Here is an 18,901-nt window from a genome sequence, read left to right as displayed (position 1 = left end):
CATCGGCCTCTCTCATTGCCCGCCCCGTAAAAGCGCAATGAAAACAAAGCTCTACGCCCAAAACATGAGGCGAGTGGGGAAGCCCCCATACTACGTATGGGGAGGCCAACCGGCAGGTTTGGCCTCTCCTCCCATACGTCGATGGGTATCCGCGCGCGTGGGCCTCGACGCTTTCTGCACATCCCGATCCGACGACGGCGGCCCCGTACCGCCAAGCACCAGGCCGCCGTCGTCTTCCACCCGAGCAGCCAACCAGAAGAGGAGACCACCCATGGCTGACCTGACTCTCGCCACGCACCGCCGCGAGGCAATCCCCGATCTGCCTGTCGCGCACCGCGCCGATCGCACCTTGCTCGCGCTCGATCTCGGCACCACCACCGGGTGGGCGCTGCATGGCGCCGACGGGTTGATCACTTCCGGCACCGTGTCCTTCCGTCCCGGTCGCTTCGATGGCGGCGGAATGCGCTACCTGCGCTTCACCAACTGGCTGGCCGAACTGGATCGGCTCTCCGGGCCTATCGCCGCGATATGGTTCGAGGAGGTCCGCCGCCACGCCGGCACGGACGCCGCGCATGTCTACGGCGGGCTCATGGCCACGTTGACCTCCTGGGCCGAACTCCGCGGCGTTCCCTACGAGGGCGTCCCTGTCGGCACGATCAAGCGCTTCGCCACCGGCAAGGGCAACGCCAACAAGGACGCCATGATCGCGGCCGCCCGGGCCCGCGGCTTCAGCCCGGCCGACGACAACGAAGCCGACGCCATCGCGATCCTGTTCTGGGCGCTGGAGACCAAGGGAGGCATCCAATGAGGTGGCACCCCAAGGGCTATGGCGGCCATCGCCGCGGCCCCGAGCAGATCCGGCGCGAAGGGTGGAAGGAGCAAGGCATCTTCGCGGTTTCGCTTGACGACCAGAGACTTACTTGGCCTGAGCGGGAACTGGTACGGCAACTCGGCGAGCGTCTCTACGGTGCGCGCCCCGCGGAACTGGAGGTGCAGCGATGACGGACTGGACCCCAGCAATGGTCGAGGAGCGGCTCGCCGTGGCGGCCCTCGTGCTGAAGCGGATGCCCGAACCACGGCGGCAGGGATACTTCAGCACATGGCCCGAGATCGTCCACAGCTTCGGCGACAAGGTCGGCCAGGAGCCGAAGCCCATGCGCGTGCTGCCCTCGCCGCAGGACATCAGCCGGATGGAAGAGACCCTGACCTGGACGGCCTGTCTCGAGCCGCTCGACGGCAAGATCGTCTGGATGAAAGCGCATGGCGAGCGCTGGAAGGAGATCTGCTGGGCGGTCGGTCTGCGGCGCTCAGCTGCGCATCAGCACTGGCAATACGGGCTTTCGGTGATCGCTCTGACGCTCAACAGGCGGTCGTTCAATCGCAGCCTGTCGAAGCGCAAGGTGATCGCTCTGGCCGGTGGCGCGTAAGCCCATGGGCGCAATAGGAAAGTGTCCGCCGGACAGTTTTCGCTAAGACAAAAACGGCTCTCCCGGGTTAGAAACCAGATATACTCGGGAGAGGCGCGCCCGGGACGGACCCGAGCAAAACAATCCTTTCGTTGGCGAACCCGTTACGAAAGGAAAGGCGCTTATCCTTTCCTTGCGGGCCGCTGTCCGCCCCCGCAGTCCAAGTCCGCGGTTCCTTCCCGGCGACTATGTATGCTGGAGGGCTTGGCGCGATATTTCGCCAGCGACAGGGCCGGTTTTTTGGGAAGCCACCCGGAAGCCGGGTTCATAAGCCACCCGCGCAAACCTCAATGAACGCTGGCCTTCGGGCCGGATGCCCCGGACGCCGCTGGACCCCGCTTGGAGTCCAGCGCGGCATCCGGAGTCCGGATTCCGGCCGGCATCCACCTCATCGACGGAAACCACTCGCCCATGAACCTCGCCTTCGCCCCCGAGCGGATCGAGACCTGGCCGCTGGCCAAGCTCCAGCCCTACGCGAAGAACGCGAAGTTGCATGGGGCCGACCAGGTCGCGAAGATCGCCGCCAGCATGGCCGAGTTCGGCTGGACCGTGCCGTGCCTCGTCGGCGAGGACGGGGAGCTGATCGCCGGGCATGGGCGTGTGCTGGCCGCAACGCAGCTCGGGCTGACCGAGGCGCCGGTCATCGTGCTGGGCCACCTGACCGAGGCGCAGCGCCGGGCCTACCGCATCGCGGACAACAAGCTGACGGAACTCGGCACCTGGGACGAGGCGCTGCTGTCGGCCGAACTGCAGGACCTGCTGGCAGACGACTATGACCTGTCGCTGGTCGGGTTCTCGGATGGCGAGCTGGACAAGCTGCTGGCCTTCGATCCGGACGGGGGCGGTGAAGAAGAGGGCGGCGCCGGGGGCTCCGTGCCTCCGGTGACCATCCCGGAACCGCCGCGCAATCCGGCCTCGCGCAAGGGCGATCTGTGGATCCTCGGCGATCACCGGCTGCTCTGCGGTGACAGCACCAGCCATGACGACGTGCGCCGCCTGATGAACGGTGAGCGCGCGATCCTGTTCGCGACCGACCCGCCGTATCTCGTCGACTACGACGGCTCGAACCACCCGACGCGGAACAAGGATTGGTCCGCGTCCTACGGCACGACCTGGGACGACAGTTCGCAGGGCGCGGAGCTGTACGACGGCTTCATCGCCGCGGCGGTCGCCGAAGCCATCACCGAGGACGCCGCCTGGTACTGCTGGCACGCCTCGCGCCGCCAGGCGATGCTCGAGGCCTGCTGGGAGAAGGCGGGCGCTTTCGTGCATCAGCAGATCATCTGGGTGAAGGACCGCGGGGTCCTGACCCGGTCGCATTACCTCTGGAAGCACGAGCCCTGCTTCATGGGCTGGCGCCGCCCGAACCGCCCGCCGAAAGTAGCCGAGGAAACGCTGCCGTCGACATGGGCGCTGCCGAGTTTCGCCAAGGACGAGCGCCCCGACCATCCGACGCCGAAACCGCTCGACGCCTTCGGGATCCCGATGCGCCAGCACGTCGCCCGCGGCGGGCTCTGCTACGAGCCGTTCTCCGGCTCCGGCTCGCAGATCATGGCGGGCGAGGCCAATGGCCGCCGCGTCTTCGCGATGGAGATCAGCCCGGCCTATGTCGATGTTGCCATCGAACGCTGGCAGGCCGAAACCGGCCGCGACGCGACCCTTGACGGCGATGGCCGGACCTTCGCAGAGGTGAAGGCCGAGCGGCTGGGCGACAAGGCCGATGCCGCTGCCTGATGGCCGTCTACTACAACGATGCCGATCCCGCGGCATGTGCATGGCTGCGGGAGCTGATCGCGGCCGGACACCTGCCCCCGGGCGAGGTGGACGAGCGGTCCATCCTCGAGGTGGAGCCCGCCGACCTGCGCGGCTTCGTGCAATGCCATTTCTTCGCCGGGATCGGCGGCTGGCCCTACGCACTGCGCCTCGCCGGCGTGGCCGAGGATCGGTCCATCTGGACCGGCTCGCCGCCTTGCCAACCCTTCAGCCAGGCCGGGCAGCGCAAGGGACAGGACGATGACCGTCACCTCGCCCCGGCTTTCCTGCGGCTCGTCGCAGCCTGCCGCCCGGAGCTCGTCTTCGGAGAGCAGGTCGCGAGCGCGGCAGTGCTCGGACCGGTTGGCAGAAAGTCTCGCGCGGCAGTTGAGGGCCCGGCTGGCTGGGCGTGGTTCGACGCTCTGGCGGCTGACCTGGAAGCGGCATCTTACGCCGTCGCGGCGGCCGATCTGCCGGCTGCGGGCATCGGCGCGCCGCACATCCGGCAGCGGCTGTTCTTCGGCGCCGTCGCCGTGGACACAGTCACGCGCGGGTTGGGCGACGGCCTCGGCGCGGGATCACAAGGACGGGTCGGAATGCCGGGCGGTGCCGATCAATGCGCTGCTCGGCCGACAGGTCTGGCTGGCGGGCTGGCCGACGGCCATGGCGGGCTCGCCCGCTACGGACCGATACAACGCAGCCGGCAACACCGATGCGAGCCGCAGGACGGTGAAGCTGGTGGACTGGTCGACGGCGCCGACCCTGCCGGGGCCAATGCGACGGACGGCGTCTGGCGAGATCCGGACTGGCTCCTCTGCCGGGATGGCCGCTGGCGGCCCGTTGAACCCGGATCATTCCCGCTGGCTGATGGGATACCCGGCCGCATGGGGCTCCTGCGGGGCTACGGCAATGCGATCGTGCCGCCGCTCGCGGCGGAATTCGTGATGGCGTTTCTGGAGAGCCTGCGATGAAGCAGACTCGGATCATGTCGCTGATCGAGGCCACGGCAAACGTTGTCGTCGGCTACGTTCTGGCCATCGCCACGCAGATCGTCGTGTTCCCGTGGTTCGGGATCGAGACGGGTCTCGCGGAGCATCTGACCATCGGTCTCGCCTTCGTCGGCGCCTCGCTGGTGCGCGGCTATGCGCTGCGGCGACTGTTCGAGGCGATCCGGATGCGGAATTCGGAATGAAGAACCGCCGCCCCATGCGGGGCGGCGGCATCGGGACCGTCGTGGTGTGCGGCGTCAGTTGTCTGTGATGCGGTAGGCCCTACCGCGCCCCTCGATTTTCTCGGAGGTGATGGTGAGGCCGAGCTTCTTTTTCAGCGCGCCGGACATGGCGCCCCTAGCCGTGTGAGCTTGCCAGTCGAGGGCCGCCACGATCTCATCGATGGTCGCGCCGCCGTCGGCGCGGAGCATCTCGATCAGCTTCGCCTGCTTCGTGCCCGCGCGCGGTGTGCGCGCTTTGGGCGCGGGATCGGCCTCGTCGGGAGCGTCCTGCGGGGCCTCCGCACTCGGCGCTTCGTCGGCGCCCGTGGGCGCGCTGTCGCCGCTCTCCGGCTCGACGCCTATGGCGGCGAGGCCCGCATCGGTGATGTGCAGGAGGATGGCGCGTCCGTCCCCGTCGTTGCGCCAGATACGGTTGAGCGCTGCATCGGCCTTGGTCTGGCTGTCGGTCGGTGTTTCGACGATCAGCCCGCGGGAGAGCAGCGCGCCGACGACCTTGGCGGCGGCGCCGCCCCGGAGCGAGCCGGGGAGCGGCAGGACGTTGCGATCCTCACGTTGCGCGGCGGCGCTTAAGATCACGAGCTGGGTGTCGGAAAGCTTGGTCATCTGGGGTCTCCGGTTTCGGGGCCGCGACCGTCGCGACCCTCCTACGACCCCGAGCCGCGCAGGGCGCGGCAGGAGTTCCGGCGTTGCCGGAGATCACTCGGCGTGTTCGCCCTCGCCGAAGGCGCTGTCGGTCATGCGCTTCAGGAGGCTCGCGTAGTGTTCGAGGGTGCCGACATGGCCCCAGTTCACCTCGTCGGGGTGGACGTTGAAGTGGTCGTCGCTGAGCGCCTGCAGGCGGGCGAGCATCTCGTCGATCTCGGCCTTCTTGCCGATGAAGGCGGCGAGCGCGGCCTCGCGATTGCGCCGGGCCTTCTCGGCGCGCAGTTCGTGGCGCGGGGTGGTGATCGGGTTCAGGCGCGTGGTCATCGTTGTGGCTCCAGGTGAGTTGCATCGTCCTTGTGGGATGGACGTTCGCTCCGCTGGCCGGGCTTATCAACTCGATAAGCACCTGACTTTGAATGATAATCGGGGTTGGCGATGCAGGGCATGAGCGAGCGCCAGTACGCCGCCCATGTCGGGCTGTCGCGCGGCGCGATCCAGAAGGCGAAGGCCGCCGGCCGGCTGGTCCTGCACGAGGATGGCAGCATCGACGCCGCAGCCTCGGACCGGCTTCGGGCCGAGGCGACTGACCCGTCGAAGACCAGGAAGGCGCCGGCGCCCAAGATGAAGCCTGTGCCCGAGGCGGCGGTTTCCGCCGTGGGCGACACCCTCAAGGAACAGGGGCTCGCCGCACCCGCGACGGGTGGCGGGACGACCTTCCTGCAGGCGAAGACGGCGCATGAGGTGCTGAAGGCGCAGGAGCGGCGCATCCGGCTCGCTAAGCTGAAGGGCGAGCTCGTCGACCGTGACCGCGCCACGGCGCTGGTCTTCCGGCTCGCGCGCGAGGAACGCGACGCATGGGTCAACTGGCCGGCGCGGGTGGCTGCGCTGATGGCGGCGGAGTTGACGGCCTCATGCAGCGAAGCGGTAGGCCACGAGGTGACCATCGAGACGGCGGCCATGCAGAAGGTTCTGGAGGCCCATGTCCGCGCCCATCTCAAGGAACTCGCCCAGCCCCGGATCGCCCTCTGAGGATATCGCAACCTTTGACGGGGCGGAGGCGCTGCTCCGGGCCTGGGGCCGCGGGCTCACGCCCGATCCCTGGCTGACCGTCTCGGAATGGTCGGACACGCATCGTTGGCTGAGCTCGCGCGCGAGCGCCGAGCCCGGCCGGTACCGGACCGAGCGCACGCCCTACATGCGCGCGATCATGGACGCGCTCTCGCCCGGCGATCCGACGCAACGGGTCGTGTTCATGAAGGCCGCGCAGGTGGGCGCGACGGAGGCCGGCAACAACTGGATCGGCTTCGTGATCCACCACGCGCCGGGCCCGATGCTCGCGGTCCAGCCGACGGTGGAGCTCGCCAAGCGCAACTCGCGCCAGCGGATCGACCCGCTGATCGAGGAGAGCCCGGCGCTGAAGGAACGCGTCCGCCCGGCGCGGGCGCGCGACAGCGGCAACACGCAGCTGTCGAAGGATTTCCCGGGCGGCGTGCTGGTGATGACCGGAGCCAATTCGGCGGTGGGCCTTCGCTCGATGCCGGCGCGCTACGTCTTCCTCGACGAGGTCGACGCCTATCCGGCCTCCGCGGACGAGGAAGGCGATCCGGTCGGGCTCGCCGAGGCGCGCTCGCTGACCTTCGCGCACCGGCGGAAGGTCTTCCTGGTCTCGACGCCGACGATCCGCGGCGTCAGCCGGATCGAGCGGGAATACGAGGCGAGCGACCAGCGGCGGTTCTTCGTGCCGTGCCCGCATTGCGGCGCGATGCAGTGGCTGCGGTTCGAGCGGCTGCGCTGGGAAAAGGGCAAACCGGAAACGGCGGCGTATCACTGCGATGCCTGCGACGAGCCGATCGAGGAGCACCACAAGCCGGCGATGCTGGCGGCGGGCGAATGGCGGGCGACCGCCGAGGCCCGCGATACGCGGACGGTGGGGTTTCATCTCTCGGCGCTCTATTCGCCGCCGGGGTGGAAGAGCTGGGCCGACATCGCGCGGGACAAGGAGACGGCGGCCGGCTCGGACGAGGCCGAGCGGGTGTTCCGCAACACGGTACTCGGCGAGACCTGGATCGAGACCGGCGACGCGCCGGACTGGCAGCGGATCGCGGAGCGGCGCGAGGATTGGCCGGCCGGCACCGTGCCGGACAAGGGTCTGTTCCTGACCGCCGGCGCAGACGTCCAGAAGGACCGGATCGAGGTCGATGTCTGGGCCTGGGGCCGCGGGCTGGAAAGCTGGCTCGTAGATCACATTGTGATCGAAGGCGGCCCGGCGCGTCCGGAGAGTTGGGAGGCGCTGACCGATCTGCTCGGCCGGAACTGGCGGCATGCCGGCGGGGCTGAACTCGGTCTCGCGCGCCTCGCCATCGACACGGGCTACGAGACGGCCGCGGTCTATGGCTGGGCGCGCTCGGTCGGCTTCGCGCAGGTGGCGCCGGTCAAGGGGCTCGAGGGCTTCAACCGTTCGAGCCCGGTGTCGGGTCCGACCTTCGTCGACGCGACCGCGGGCGGAAAGCGGCTGCGCCGGGGGGCGCGGCTCTGGACCGTGGCGGTCTCGACCTTCAAGGCCGAGACCTACCGTTTCCTGCGCGTCGACCGGCCGACGGCCGAGGAGCTGGACGCAGGCGCGGCGTTCCCGCCCGGCACGGTGCATGTGCCCGGCTGGGCCGACACCGAGTGGATCCGGCAGCTGACGGCCGAGCAGCTGGTGACGGTGCGCAACCGCCGCGGCTTCGCCAAGCTCGAATGGCAGAAGCTGCGCGAGCGCAACGAAGCGCTGGACTGCCGGGTCTATGCCCGCGCCGCCGCCTGGATCGCGGGCGCGGATCGCTGGCCCGAGGCGACATGGGCCGATCTCGAAGCCCAACTCGGCGTCCCGAGTGGCATGGACAGCCCCGCCGGGCTGATTGGGCGACCCGATCCGGGCACGCAAGGCAAGCGCCGCTCCGACTGGCTCGGGCGGCGGGAAGGATGGTTTTGACAATGGCCGACTGGACGGAAGCGGAACTCGCGGCGCTCCGGCGCGCCTATGCAAGCGGGACGACGCGGGTGAGCTATGACGGCAAGACCGTGGACTACGGCTCGGCCGAGGACCTGCTCGGGCGCATCCGCACCATCGAGCGCCAGATCGCCGGCGCCACGGCGCGGCCCATCGCGAGCTTCGCCGGCTTCTCGCGCGGGGATCGCTGATGGTCTCGTGGCTCGACAGGGCCATCGCCTCGGTCGCCCCGCGCACGGCCACGCGCCGGGTGCTGGCGCGGCAGGCCTTCGAGGGGCTCGCGCGCTCCTACGAGGGCGCGGCGCGGGGACGACGCACGGACGGCTGGCACGCGCCGCGATCCTCGGCCGACGCCGAGATCGGCCGGGCCGGCGCGCTCCTGCGGGACCGGATGCGGGACCTGGTGCGCAACAACCCGCACGCGGCCAAGGCGGTCTCGGTGCTCGTGAACAACATCGTCGGCGCCGGGATCATGCCGCGCGCGGCCAGCGGTGACGCGGCCCTCGACCGCGAGGTGGACCGACTCTTCGAGATCTGGGCGCGCGGCTGCGACGCGGACGGCCAGCTCGACTTCTACGGGCTGCAGACGCTCGCTTGCCGCGAGATGGTGGAGGCCGGCGAGGTGCTGGTTCGCCGCCGCCCGCGGCGCCCCGGCGATGGCGTCATGCCGCCCGTGCAGCTCCAGCTGCTCGAGGCCGACTTCCTTGACGCGACCCGCAACGGGGCGCTTGGCACGGGCCAGGCGGTGCAGGGGATCGAGTTCGACGCGCTCGGGCGGCGCCGGGCCTACTGGCTCTTCGGCGCGCATCCGGGCGACGCCACGTTCAGCCTCACCGGCGGGCTCACCAGCCGCGCGGTGCCGGCCAGCGAGATCGCCCATGTCTACGAGAAGCAGCGGACGCAGGCGCGCGGCGTGCCCTGGGGCGCGCCGGTGATCCGGGCCCTGCGCGATCTCGACGATTACGAGGTGGCCGAGATCGTCCGCAAGAAAACCGAAGCCTGCGTCACCGCCATCGTCTTCGGCGACGAGGAAGCGCAGCAGGGCATTGCGCCCGCGGTGGTCGATGCCGACGGCAACCGGGTCGAGCAGTTCGAGCCGGGTCTCATCGCCTATGCCCGCGGCGGCAAGGACATCCGCTTCAACCAGCCCGCGGCGACGGGCGGCTACGGCGAATACAAGCGGGCGAGCCTGCACACGATCTCGGCCGGGTTCCGGGTGCCCTACGAGTTGCTCACCGGGGACCTGTCCCAGGTGAACTACTCGTCCATCCGCGCAGGGCTCGTGGAGTTCCGCCGGATGATCGATGCGGTCCAATGGCAGCTTTTCATCCCGATGTTCTGCGCCCCTAGCTGGCGCTGGTTCACGGAAGCCGCATGGGCTGCGGGGCGCATCCCGACGCCCGACGTGCCGGTGGAATGGTCGCCGCCCAAGTTCGAGGCGGTCGATCCGCAGAAGGACGCGATGGCCGACCTGCTGGCCATCCGCTCCGGCACGATGACGCTGGCCGAGGCCATCGCCCGGCAGGGTCGCAACCCGGACGCAGTGCTGGCTGAGATCGCGGCTACGAACGCCAAGCTCGACTCGCTGGGGCTCGTGCTCGACAGCGACCCGCGCCGGGTCACCAAGACCGGCAGCGCGCAGTCCAATGCGCCGGCCGCCCCCGCGACCGATCCGGACGATCCGGACGGCGACGGGGCCTGACGAGGATCCATTCATGGAGCAGACGATCGAACTGCCGGCGTTCCGCCGGTCGGCGGAGCTATCGCCGAACAGCATCGACCCGGAGACGCGCAGCGTCGAGGTGATCTGGTCGACCGGCGCCCGGGTGCGGCGCGCCGCGCTCTTCGGCGAGCCGCTTGACGAGGAACTGAGCATGGCGCCCGAGCATGTGCGGCTCGAGCGACTGAACGCGGGCGCGCCCTTCCTGAAGGTGCACGAGGCGCACGACCTCGACGCGGTGATCGGCTCGGTCGTGCCGGGATCCGCGCGGATCGAGAACGGACAGGGCGTTGCCCGCATCCGACTCTCCGAGCGCGACGCCGTGGGCGACATCTGGCGCGACATCGAGGCCGGGCATATCCGCGCGGTCTCCATCGGCTACCAGGTCCACCGCTTCGAGATATCCAAGCCCGATGGCCAGCGGGAGCTGTGGCGGGCGGTGGACTGGACCCCGTTCGAGATTTCCGCCGTGCCCGTGGGCGCCGACCCCGCCGCCGGCTTCCGCGCCAAGGGCGAACACGAGACTTGCGTCCTCCACCGCCGGGACGCCCCTACAGAGCAAGGAGCATCCCCGATGACCGACAGGACCCAGACCAAGGCAGAAACGGCCGAGCACAAAAGCGAAACCGCAGCGCCCGAGGAGACCACGATGACCGATGACAAGACCGGCGCTGCCGGACCGCAGACCCGCGCCGCCGACACCAAGCCAAAGGCGACGCCCGACCCGGCGCCGGAGGACCGCAGCCGCACCGTGGACACCGACGCGCTGGTGACCGAGGCGCGCACGCAGGAGCGGGAGCGCGTCTCCACGATCCACGGGCTGGCCGACAAGCTCCAGCTCGAGCGCGGCTTCGCCGACGATCTGATCAAGCGCGGCGTCTCCATCGATGAGGCCCGCCGGCTGATCCTCGACCAGGTTGCGGCCAAGGCGGACGAGACGCGCACCTTCCCCCATGTCTCGATCCCGCTCGGCGGGCGCGACGCCACGGTCACGCGGCGCGAGGCGATCTCGAACGCGCTCCTGCACCGCTACAGTCCGACGCTCTTCCCGCTGGAGGACGCGGCCCGGGAATACCGCGGCATGACGCTGATGGAACTCGCCCGCGAAAGCCTCGAGACGGCGGGCGCCAGCACCCGCGGCCTCTCGCGCGACGAGGTGGCCACGCGTGCGCTGCACTCGACCTCGGACTTCCCCGAGATCCTCGCCGCCGTCACCAACAAGACGCTGCGCCAGGCCTACGAGGCCTATCCGCGGACCTTCCCGCTCTTCTGCCGGCAGGTGCTGGCCACGGACTTCAAGGCCATGCACCGGGTCCAGCTGGGCGAGTCGCCGCAGCTCCTGAAAGTCGGCGAGAGCGGCGAGTTCAAGCGCGGCACCCTCGGCGAGAGCAAGGAGAGCTACCGCATCGAGACCTACGGCCGCGTCGTCGCCATCACCCGGCAGGTGCTGATCAATGACGATCTCGACGCCTTCACCCGGATCCCGGCGATGTACGGCAACTCGATCGCGCAGCTCGAAAGCGACGTGGTCTGGGACATCGTTACGTCGAACCCGGCGATGGCGGACGGCACGGCGCTGTTCCATTCGACCCACAAGAACCTCGCCGGCAGCGGCGCGGCGCTCGGGGTGGACAGCGTGGGCCTCGCGCGGGCGGCGATGCGCAAGCAGACCGGGCTCGACAAGAAGACGGTGCTGAACATCCGGCCCGCCTTCCTGATCGTGCCGGCCGCGCTGGAGCTGAAGGCCGAGCAACTGGTCGCCCAGAACCTCGTGCCCGCGCAGAGCGGCAACGTGGTGCCGCAGTCGATCCGGACGCTCTCGCCCATCGCCGAGCCGCGGCTCGACGCGGCGAGCGAGACGGCGTGGTACTTGGCGGCCTCGCCGAACCAGATCGACACCATCGAATACGCCTATCTCGAGGGCCAGCAGGGCGCCTACATCGAGACGCGCAACGGCTTCGACGTCGACGGTGTGGAGATCAAGTGCCGCCTCGACTTCGGCGCCAAGGCCATCGACTGGCGCGGCCTCTACAAGAATCCCGGCGCGTGAGCCGGGCCATCCCCTGAACCCTGATCCCTGACGCACGGGCGGTCCCCATGGGCCGCCCGTCGACGTTCCGCGAAAGGATTACGCGATGAAGAACTACGTCCAGCCCGGCGCCACCCTCACCCTGACCGCACCCTATGCCGTGACCTCCGGCGACGGCCTGCTCGTCGGCGCCATCTTCGGCGTGGCCGCCGGCGATGCCGCCAACGGCGCCACCGTCGAGGCCGCGCTCACCGGCGTCTTCGACCTCACCAAGATCGGCTCGCAGGCCTGGACCGTGGGCGCCAAGGTGTATTGGGACGACACCAACAAGCGCTGCACCACGGTCACGACCGACAACACCCTGATCGGCGTGGCCGTCGAGGCCGTGGCGGGCGGGGCCGGCGACACCATCGGCCGGGTCCGGCTCAACGCGGCCTTCTGATGACCGCCTTCGCAGCCGCCCTCGACGCGCTCTTCGCCGACGCGCACATCGCGCGCGACGTCGTCTACACGGCCGAGGGCGGCGCGCCGTCGCTCGTCCGCGCAATCCTGCGCCGGCCGGACGACGTCACGAACTTCGGCGAGGCGCGCATCTGGTCGGAGACCGCCCGGCTGGACCTGCGCGTGGCTGACGCGCCGCACCCACGGCCCGGCGACCGCATCGAGATCGACGGCGGGGCCTTCCTCATCCAGGGCGAGCCCGTCCGCGACCGCGAGCGGCTCGTCTGGACTGTGGACCTGCGCCCGGCATGAAGCTGAAGCTCGACATCACGCCCGATCTCGTCGCCGCCATGGCCGCCGAGGTGAAGGCGGGCGAAAAGGCCGTGACCGCCGCCATGCGCGAGGCCGGGACCGGGCTCAAGACCGCCTGGCGCGGCCAGATCACCGGCGCGGGGCTCGGCCGTCGGCTCGCCAACTCGATCCGGAGCCAGACCTATCCGAAGGCGGGCGAGAGCCTGAACGCCGCGGCGCTGGTCTGGTCCAAGGCCCCGGTCATCGTTGGCGCTCACGACACCGGCCCGCTGATCCGCTCGAAGGACGGTTTCTGGCTCGCGATCCCGACCGAGGCCGCCGGCCGCGGCCTGCGCGGCGCCAAGCTCACCCCCGGCGAATGGGAACGCCGGCGGGGGCTGCGCCTCCGCTTCGTCTACCGCCGCCGCGGCCCGAGCCTGCTCGTCGCCGACCGGGCTCGCATCAACAAGCGCGGTTTGGCCGTCGCCTCGCGCGCGAGGACCGGCCGCAACCAGGTCACCGCGCCGATCTTCCTGCTGGTCCCGCAGGTCAAGCTGCCGAAGCGGCTGGATCTGGACCGCGACTCCCAGCATGCCCACGACAGCGTGCCGGGGTTGATCGTGGCAAACTGGGTGGAGGGGCGGATTTGATGTGAAGCGGCTTTTCAGCCCAGCGTCGCACGCACGTTCGCCATCGGAATGAAAACGCGCTGGGGGTTCTCGGGGTCGCCGAGCGGCTGGAAGCCGAGCTCTTCGTAGAATTTCCAGCGACGTTCGAAGTGATCGTCCTTGAGCACATCGAGGACGATGGCCGCAGCGCCCATCTGATCGGCGATCCCGAGGCAGCGCCGCATGGCGTCCACGACGAGGGCGGTTCCGAGCCCTTTGCCCTGCATGTCATCGCGCACGGCAACCGCGCGGATGTAGATAACAGGGATGTCCGGCACACCGGCGCGTTGCCATTTCCCGGGGCCGAGATCCGCTCGGACGGCCATTGCGCCGAGAGTGTAAAAGCCCAGAACGACAGGATCGTCGCCAGCTGTGGCAATCCACGCAGCGACCATTCCGGTCTTGATCTGGTCCGAGAGCGACGACTTCAGGAAGTTGTCGATAGGGCCAAAGCCACAAGAGAAGGCGCTGCGGTCATGCAGCGCCTTGTCGAATTTCGCGATCGTCAGAGCGGGCGCGTCCGCCGCGGTCTCAGCCGGTATCCTTCAGGAGGCCCTTCGACGCTTCCGCGGCACGAGCCAACCCGGGCACGACCTGACCGGGCGCCTCGACGGCTGCCTTGAATGCATCGAATGCCTGGGCGGGCAAGATAGAGAGGGACACACGTTGTTCGACCTCCTGCGCACGCAGAAGGGCCGCCTGACGAATGAAGTCGGCTTCCTGCAGGCCGGTTGCAGCAGCAGCGGCCTTGATGCGCTCTTCATCCGCGCGGTGCATGCGCAATTCCTTGCGCGCTTCCATCTTGCCCGGGGTCGGGCTCACAGTCTCGATGGCGAACATGGCCGGTCTCCTTCAGAGCAATTCATGTACGGTATAACGCCGTACATGTCAATGATCATCATCGCGATCGTCCTCACCACGGTGAGGCGGATAATGATGACACCCATCGTGATCGGCATGCCGGTGATCCTCCCAGACAACCGTCGATCCGGACGATAACACCATGCCCACGCCCCGTGAAACCATCCTCGCCGCGCTACACGCGCGGCTCTCGGTGCTGCCGGCCACTGTCCTGCGCGGCGAGGTGCTGCCCGAGCGTGTCCCGACCGAGGGGCTGCTGATCCTGCGCGACGGCGAGCCGGGCGAACCGGAGGTCACGCTCTCGCCGCTACGGTACCACTACCAGCACCGGGCCGAGATCGAGGCGGTCGTACAGGGCGCCGACCGTGACGTCGCCTTCGACACGCTGACCGCCAGCATCGGCAGTGCACTCGCCGCCGACCGCACGCTGGGCGGACTCTGCGACTGGGTCGAGGCCGAAGCGCCGCGGCCGGTGGACCTGCCGGTCGAGGGCGCGGCCAGCCTCAAGGCGGCGGTCATTCCGGTCGTCTTGCATTATTCAACTGACGACCCACTTGGGTGAACCTGCGGCCAGCCTGAAGGCCGCGTTCGGCGGGACGACAGTCCACTGGACTGTAGTCTCATCCGCCTCACTCCCGGTGGTGCTGCACTATTCCACGGCCGACCCGCTGGCCTGACCCCGACAACCCGAGGAGAACACCATGGCACGAGCCCAGGGGGCGCGGGCGCTGATGGCGCTTGCGTTCGAGACGACCTATGGAACGCCGCCCGCCAGCGGCTTCACCCGCATGCCCTTCGCCAGCACCTCGCTGGGGGCGGAGCAACCGCTGCTGAACTCGGAGCTTCTCGGCTACGGCCGCGATCCGCTGACGCCGATCAAGGACGCGGTGACGGCGGACGGCGATGTCGTCGTGCCACTCGACGCCGAGGCATTCGGCTTCTGGCTGAAGGCGGCCTTCGGCACGCCCACAACCACGGGCGCGGAGGCGCCGTACACCCACGAGTTCCAATCCGGGTCCTGGACGCTCCCCAGCATGTCAATCGAGACCGGCATGCCGGAGGTGCCGCGCTACGCGATGTACTCAGGGTGCGTGCTCGACCAGATCACCTGGCAGATGCAGCGCTCGGGGCTGCTGACCGCCACGGCGCGGCTGGTGGCGCAGGGCGAGACGGTGGGCACGACGACCAGCGCCGGAACGCCCGCCGCGCTGGAGCTGAAGCGCTTCGGGCATTTCAACGGGGCAATCACCCGCAACGGCACGGCGCTCGGCAACGTGGTCTCCGCCGAGATCACCTATGCCAACAACCTCGACCGGATCGAGACGATCCGGAGCGACGGCCGCATCGACGGTGCGGACCCAAGCATCGCGGCGCTGACCGGCCGGATCGAGGTCCGCTTCGCCGACCAGACGCTGGTGACGCAGGCGATCAACGGCGAGGCCTGCGAGATGGAATTCGCCTACGTCCTGCCCTCGGGCGAGAGCTTCACCTTCACCGTGCACGCCGTCTACCTGCCGCGCCCGCGGATCGAGATTTCCGGGCCGCAGGGGGTGCAGGCAACCTTCGACTGGCAGGCCTCCCGCGACAGCGTGGTTGGGCGGATGTGCACGGCGACCCTGATCAACGACATCGAGGTGTACTAGGAATGCTGACGCTCGACCTGACGAATGAACCGCGCTGGCATGATCTCGCGCCCGGCGTCCGGGTGCAGTTGCGCCCATTGACCACCGCCCTGATGGTGGCGACGCGCAGCGACCCGGCTGTCGAGGCCGTGCCCGAGGACGCCTCCGACGAGGAGCGCGCCGTCGCCTTTGCAAAGGCGCTGGCGCGGCGAGCGGTGCTGGCCTGGGAGGGCATCGGCGACGGGGACGGCAACCCCATCGACCCGAGGCCGGAGGCCATCGACGCGCTGCTCGACGTCTGGCCGATCTTCGAGGCCTTCCAGCTGGCCTACGTCTCCAAGGGTCTCCTGCTGGAGCAGGAAAAAAACGCCTCCGCGCTCTCGCCGAATGGTCCTTCGGCGGGGGCGAGCGATACTGCCAAGCCTGCGCACCCTACGAGGGCCGCGAGCAAGCCTGCCCGGACTGCCCGGCGCGGCTGAACCGCCCCCTCACGCACGAAGGCTGGCAGGTCTGGGATCTCGTCGGCCGCCTTGGCGGCCAGTTGCGCGTCCTGCCCGGCGCGGTGATTGGCTGGGACATGTCGGCGGCGCTTGCGCTTGGTGACGCGCTCGGCGTGCCGCCGCTCGTCATGGCCGAACTGCTGCCCGTGATCGAAGCGGTGATGGTTTCCAAACTCAACGAACAGATGGCGTCAGGCGGCCTCGAGGGGGGTGATGTCTGAGACGTCGATCGTGTCGCGCGCCCGCGCTAGATCCCACGCGCGCTGCAGGTTCATCCAGTACTCCGGGGTCGTGCGGAAGAACTTCGCGAGCCGGATCGCCGTGTCCACGGTGAGCGCGGTTTCACCCTTCACCAGCCGCTCGATCCGCGTGCGGGGAACGTGAAGGCGCTTGGCGAGCGCGATCGGGCTCATGTCGAGCGGCCCGAGATAGAGCTCGGACAGGACCTCGCCCGGGTGAGAGGGGTTCTTCATCAGTGTCATGTCGCGTCCTTTCAATGGTAGTCGACGATCTCGACATCGGCCGGCCCCTGATCCGTCCACACGAAGCAGATGCGCCACTGGTCATTGATGCGCACCGAATGCTGTCCCGCCCGGTCGCCCTTCAGTTCCTCGAGATGATTGCCCGGTGGAAACCGGAGATCCTCGAGGACCACGGCGGCATCGAGTGCCGACAGCATCGCCCGCGTTCGCTTGACCAGGTCGGCCGGGAAACCCTTGCCGAAACGGTCTGCCACCGCGTTCGCCGCGAGCTTGCCCTTCGTGCTGACGATCATGGGGCCATGTATCACGTCATGATACATATTTCAAGGGGGCGGTGAGCCGCTCCGAAGCCTGACATCATCTCAAGAGGATCGGAATGGCCGAAAAACGTGTGTCGGTCCGCCTCGCGGCCGTGGGCGGACGGCAGGTGCGCGCTGAGCTTGAGGGCGTCGGCGAGGCCGGGGCGCGCGGCTTCGGACGGCTGAGCCGCGAGATGGAAGCGGCCAACGCCCGGCTCGCGGCCTTCTCGCGGCGGGTCCGGGTCGCGGCGGCCGCCGCCGTGGCAGCCGCTGCCGCCGCTGGCCTGGCGATGATCCGCTCGGGCCTGCAGACAGTCGATGCGCAGGCCAAGCTCGCGCAGTCGCTGGACACCACCGTCGCTTCCATCCAGACCCTCGAGCGGGCTGGCGAGCTGGCAGGCGTGTCGATGTCCGGAATCGAGCAGGCCACCAAGGATCTGACGCGCCGTCTCAGCCAGGCGGCCGCCGGGACCGGTCCCGCGGCCGATGCGCTGGACCGGCTGGGGCTCTCGGCCAACGAGCTGATCGCATTGCCGCTGGACCAGCGCGTGGGTGCGATCAACGCGGCCATCGAGAGCTTCGTGCCTGCCGCCGAACGCGCGGCCGTCGCGGGCCAGCTCTTCGGCGAGGAAGGCTCCATCGCCATGGGCGGGATCGACACCGCGACGCTGCGCCAGGCGACGGAGGACGTGCTTGCTTTCGGTGTCGTGGTCTCCGAGCAGGACGCGGACCAGATCGAGCGGACGAACGATGCGATCTCCCGGCTCGGACTGATCTGGCGCGGGCTCTCCAACCAGCTTGCCGTCGCCGCAGCCCCGGCACTGGAAGCCGTCGCGAACGCCATGGCTGCTGTCGCCAGCCGCACCGGGCCGCTCGGCATCGCGATCCGCGGTCTCTTCGACAACATCGGTCGCCTGACCACCTACGCCGCCTCTTTCGCCGCCTTTTTCGCGGGACGCTGGGTCGCCGGAATGGCGGCTGCTGCCCTTTCGGTACGAGGCGTTGCCACGGCGCTCGTCGTCCTGCGCGGCGCGCTGATCCGCACCGGCATTGGCGCGCTGATCGTCGGCGCGGGCGAACTTGTCTACCAGTTCACCCGCCTCGTGTCCGGGGCGGGCGGCTTCGGCGAGGCGATGTCGCTCTTGAAGGACCTCGCGGTCGAGGTGTGGGAGCGGATCCGCATGGGCGCAGCTGCGGCGGGTGCGGCCGCCACGGCGATGTTCTTCGACCTGAAGGCCGATGCGGCGTCTGGCATGCAGAGCGCCATCGAGAGCGTCGTGGCTTTCGGCAACACGGCGGCTAACACGTTCGAAGGCGCCTATGAGGCGATCAAGGCGGTCTGGGGTCTGCTGCCCGCCGCCATCGGCGATCTGGCGTTCCAGGCGGCCAACAGCCTCGTCGACGGCGTCGAGGCGATGCTGAACGGCGTGGTCTCGCGCATCAACGGTTTCATCGGCGGCATCAACCAGGGGCTGGAAGCGCTCGGATCGGAGCGGCGCATCTCGTTGGTGCCGGACCTCGACCTTGGCGAGATCGAGAACCGCTTCGAGGGCGCGGTCAGTGCCGCGACGACAGCGGCGCAGGCGGCCTTCGACCGGGCCTTCGAGGACAACCCGCTGACCGCGCCCGATCTCGGTCTGACCGAGGCGGCAAACCGGGCACTCGAGTCCGCGAACCTCTATCGCGGCGCCGCTCGCGATCTGGCCGAAGGGGCCAGTGCGCCACTGGAAAGCTGGCAGGCCCTACGTGATGCGGTGCGCGGCACCGACGAGGCCAGTGCCGATGCGCTGACCGAGGCCACGGGTGCTGCCGAGCGGCTGGAAACGGCGCTCGGCGATGCCGGACGCGCCGCGACGGGTGCAGGCGCGGCGGCCGGGGCTGCCGCCGCTGCGGCGGAGCCCG

The 18,901-nt window shown here is 69.3% G+C and carries 25 protein-coding genes; 19 read left to right on the top strand and 6 right to left on the bottom strand.

Going from position 1 to position 18,901, the window contains the following annotated elements:
- The first annotated feature begins 271 nt into the window (after window positions 1-271).
- The 6 genes from DDE13_RS15335 (at window position 272) to DDE13_RS15310 (ending at window position 4,410) form a co-directional block, all read left to right on the top strand.
- Window positions 272-808: a crossover junction endodeoxyribonuclease RuvC gene (locus DDE13_RS15335; RefSeq protein WP_111405165.1), complete on the top strand. Its 537-nt coding sequence runs from the start codon at window positions 272-274 to the stop codon at window positions 806-808.
- A complete protein-coding gene (locus DDE13_RS15330) occupies window positions 805-1,002 on the top strand; it encodes a hypothetical protein (RefSeq protein WP_111405164.1) in 198 nt (65 codons plus the stop codon). Before DDE13_RS15335 ends, DDE13_RS15330 begins: the two co-directional genes overlap by 4 nt.
- Window positions 999-1,427, top strand: coding sequence for a DUF6362 family protein (locus DDE13_RS15325; RefSeq protein ID WP_111405163.1), 429 nt, complete (start codon window positions 999-1,001; stop codon window positions 1,425-1,427). Before DDE13_RS15330 ends, DDE13_RS15325 begins: the two co-directional genes overlap by 4 nt.
- Window positions 1,428-1,877: 450 nt before the next feature.
- On the top strand, window positions 1,878-3,200 hold the full coding sequence (locus DDE13_RS15320) for a site-specific DNA-methyltransferase (protein WP_111405162.1): 1,323 nt from the start codon (window positions 1,878-1,880) through the stop codon (window positions 3,198-3,200).
- Window positions 3,200-4,189: a DNA cytosine methyltransferase gene (locus DDE13_RS15315; protein ID WP_111405161.1), complete on the top strand. Its 990-nt coding sequence runs from the start codon at window positions 3,200-3,202 to the stop codon at window positions 4,187-4,189. The genes DDE13_RS15320 and DDE13_RS15315 overlap by 1 nt, the downstream gene beginning before the upstream one ends.
- On the top strand, window positions 4,186-4,410 hold the full coding sequence (locus tag DDE13_RS15310) for a DUF7220 family protein (protein ID WP_111405160.1): 225 nt from the start codon (window positions 4,186-4,188) through the stop codon (window positions 4,408-4,410). Before DDE13_RS15315 ends, DDE13_RS15310 begins: the two co-directional genes overlap by 4 nt.
- Before the next feature lie 54 nt (window positions 4,411-4,464).
- On the opposite strand, the gene DDE13_RS15305 is transcribed toward DDE13_RS15310, so the two are convergent.
- Together DDE13_RS15305 and DDE13_RS15300 are read right to left on the bottom strand one after the other, a co-directional pair.
- Window positions 4,465-5,052, bottom strand: a complete 588-nt coding sequence (locus DDE13_RS15305) for a DUF3489 domain-containing protein (protein WP_111405159.1) — start codon at window positions 5,050-5,052, stop codon at window positions 4,465-4,467.
- 93 nt (window positions 5,053-5,145) lie between these two features.
- Window positions 5,146-5,418, bottom strand: a complete 273-nt coding sequence (locus DDE13_RS15300; RefSeq protein WP_111405158.1) for a hypothetical protein — start codon at window positions 5,416-5,418, stop codon at window positions 5,146-5,148.
- A gap of 111 nt (window positions 5,419-5,529) precedes the next feature.
- On the opposite strand from DDE13_RS15300, the gene DDE13_RS15295 reads away from it, so the two are divergent.
- From DDE13_RS15295 to DDE13_RS15260, 8 genes are all read left to right on the top strand, one after another.
- Window positions 5,530-6,123, top strand: coding sequence for a hypothetical protein (locus DDE13_RS15295; RefSeq protein WP_111405157.1), 594 nt, complete (start codon window positions 5,530-5,532; stop codon window positions 6,121-6,123).
- Window positions 6,074-8,068, top strand: a complete 1,995-nt coding sequence (locus tag DDE13_RS15290; protein ID WP_111405156.1) for a phage terminase large subunit family protein — start codon at window positions 6,074-6,076, stop codon at window positions 8,066-8,068. The genes DDE13_RS15295 and DDE13_RS15290 overlap by 50 nt, the downstream gene beginning before the upstream one ends.
- Window positions 8,069-8,070: 2 nt before the next feature.
- A complete protein-coding gene (locus DDE13_RS15285; RefSeq protein ID WP_111405155.1) occupies window positions 8,071-8,277 on the top strand; it encodes a phage head-tail joining protein in 207 nt (68 codons plus the stop codon).
- A complete protein-coding gene (locus DDE13_RS15280; protein WP_222626117.1) occupies window positions 8,277-9,788 on the top strand; it encodes a phage portal protein in 1,512 nt (503 codons plus the stop codon). Before DDE13_RS15285 ends, DDE13_RS15280 begins: the two co-directional genes overlap by 1 nt.
- A 13-nt stretch (window positions 9,789-9,801) precedes the next feature.
- Window positions 9,802-11,856 (top strand): prohead protease/major capsid protein fusion protein, encoded by a 2,055-nt coding sequence (locus DDE13_RS15275; RefSeq protein WP_111405177.1) that lies wholly within the window; start codon window positions 9,802-9,804, stop codon window positions 11,854-11,856.
- 85 nt (window positions 11,857-11,941) lie between these two features.
- Window positions 11,942-12,277, top strand: a complete 336-nt coding sequence (locus DDE13_RS15270) for a DUF2190 family protein (protein WP_111405153.1) — start codon at window positions 11,942-11,944, stop codon at window positions 12,275-12,277.
- Window positions 12,277-12,588, top strand: coding sequence for a head-tail joining protein (locus DDE13_RS15265; protein WP_111405152.1), 312 nt, complete (start codon window positions 12,277-12,279; stop codon window positions 12,586-12,588). Before DDE13_RS15270 ends, DDE13_RS15265 begins: the two co-directional genes overlap by 1 nt.
- Window positions 12,585-13,217 (top strand): DUF6441 family protein, encoded by a 633-nt coding sequence (locus DDE13_RS15260; protein ID WP_111405151.1) that lies wholly within the window; start codon window positions 12,585-12,587, stop codon window positions 13,215-13,217. Before DDE13_RS15265 ends, DDE13_RS15260 begins: the two co-directional genes overlap by 4 nt.
- Before the next feature lie 14 nt (window positions 13,218-13,231).
- Here the strand turns inward: DDE13_RS15260 and DDE13_RS15255 are convergent, their stop codons facing one another.
- Together DDE13_RS15255 and DDE13_RS15250 are read right to left on the bottom strand one after the other, a co-directional pair.
- A complete protein-coding gene (locus DDE13_RS15255; protein ID WP_111405150.1) occupies window positions 13,232-13,630 on the bottom strand; it encodes a GNAT family N-acetyltransferase in 399 nt (132 codons plus the stop codon).
- 136 nt (window positions 13,631-13,766) lie between these two features.
- Window positions 13,767-14,075 carry a type II toxin -antitoxin system TacA 1-like antitoxin gene (locus tag DDE13_RS15250; RefSeq protein ID WP_111405149.1) on the bottom strand — a complete coding sequence of 103 codons (309 nt, stop codon included), beginning with the start codon at window positions 14,073-14,075 and terminating at the stop codon, window positions 13,767-13,769.
- A 163-nt stretch (window positions 14,076-14,238) separates the two neighbouring features.
- Here DDE13_RS15250 and DDE13_RS15245 point away from each other — a divergent pair, with 163 nt between their 5' ends.
- From DDE13_RS15245 to DDE13_RS15230, 4 genes are all read left to right on the top strand, one after another.
- A complete protein-coding gene (locus tag DDE13_RS15245; protein ID WP_111405148.1) occupies window positions 14,239-14,658 on the top strand; it encodes an acyl-CoA transferase in 420 nt (139 codons plus the stop codon).
- A gap of 139 nt (window positions 14,659-14,797) precedes the next feature.
- Window positions 14,798-15,739 carry a phage tail tube protein gene (locus DDE13_RS15240; protein ID WP_111405147.1) on the top strand — a complete coding sequence of 314 codons (942 nt, stop codon included), beginning with the start codon at window positions 14,798-14,800 and terminating at the stop codon, window positions 15,737-15,739.
- Window positions 15,740-15,741: 2 nt separating this feature from the next.
- A complete protein-coding gene (locus DDE13_RS15235; protein WP_111405146.1) occupies window positions 15,742-16,197 on the top strand; it encodes a hypothetical protein in 456 nt (151 codons plus the stop codon).
- A 62-nt stretch (window positions 16,198-16,259) separates the two neighbouring features.
- The gene (locus tag DDE13_RS15230) at window positions 16,260-16,439 is read left to right on the top strand and encodes a DUF7697 family protein (protein WP_235868722.1); all 180 of its coding nucleotides are present in this window, start codon (window positions 16,260-16,262) and stop codon (window positions 16,437-16,439) included.
- Here DDE13_RS15230 and DDE13_RS15225 read toward each other — a convergent pair.
- Both DDE13_RS15225 and DDE13_RS15220 read right to left on the bottom strand, forming a co-directional pair.
- Complete coding sequence (locus tag DDE13_RS15225; RefSeq protein WP_111405144.1) at window positions 16,410-16,700, bottom strand: HigA family addiction module antitoxin; 291 nt, start codon at window positions 16,698-16,700, stop codon at window positions 16,410-16,412. The two genes, DDE13_RS15230 and DDE13_RS15225, sit on opposite strands and share 30 nt — an antisense overlap.
- A gap of 11 nt (window positions 16,701-16,711) precedes the next feature.
- On the bottom strand, window positions 16,712-16,993 hold the full coding sequence (locus tag DDE13_RS15220; RefSeq protein ID WP_111405176.1) for a type II toxin-antitoxin system RelE/ParE family toxin: 282 nt from the start codon (window positions 16,991-16,993) through the stop codon (window positions 16,712-16,714).
- Between the two features lie 83 nt (window positions 16,994-17,076).
- Between DDE13_RS15220 and DDE13_RS15215 the strand changes: the two genes are divergently transcribed.
- Window positions 17,077-18,901: phage tail tape measure protein (locus tag DDE13_RS15215; protein WP_111405143.1), on the top strand; the 1,825-nt coding region annotated here is incomplete at its 3' end.

The organism is Meridianimarinicoccus zhengii (assembly GCF_003254465.1).
Classification (GTDB): Bacteria; Pseudomonadota; Alphaproteobacteria; order Rhodobacterales; family Rhodobacteraceae; genus Meridianimarinicoccus; species Meridianimarinicoccus zhengii.
This window is presented reverse-complemented; position numbering and strand designations above follow the sequence as displayed.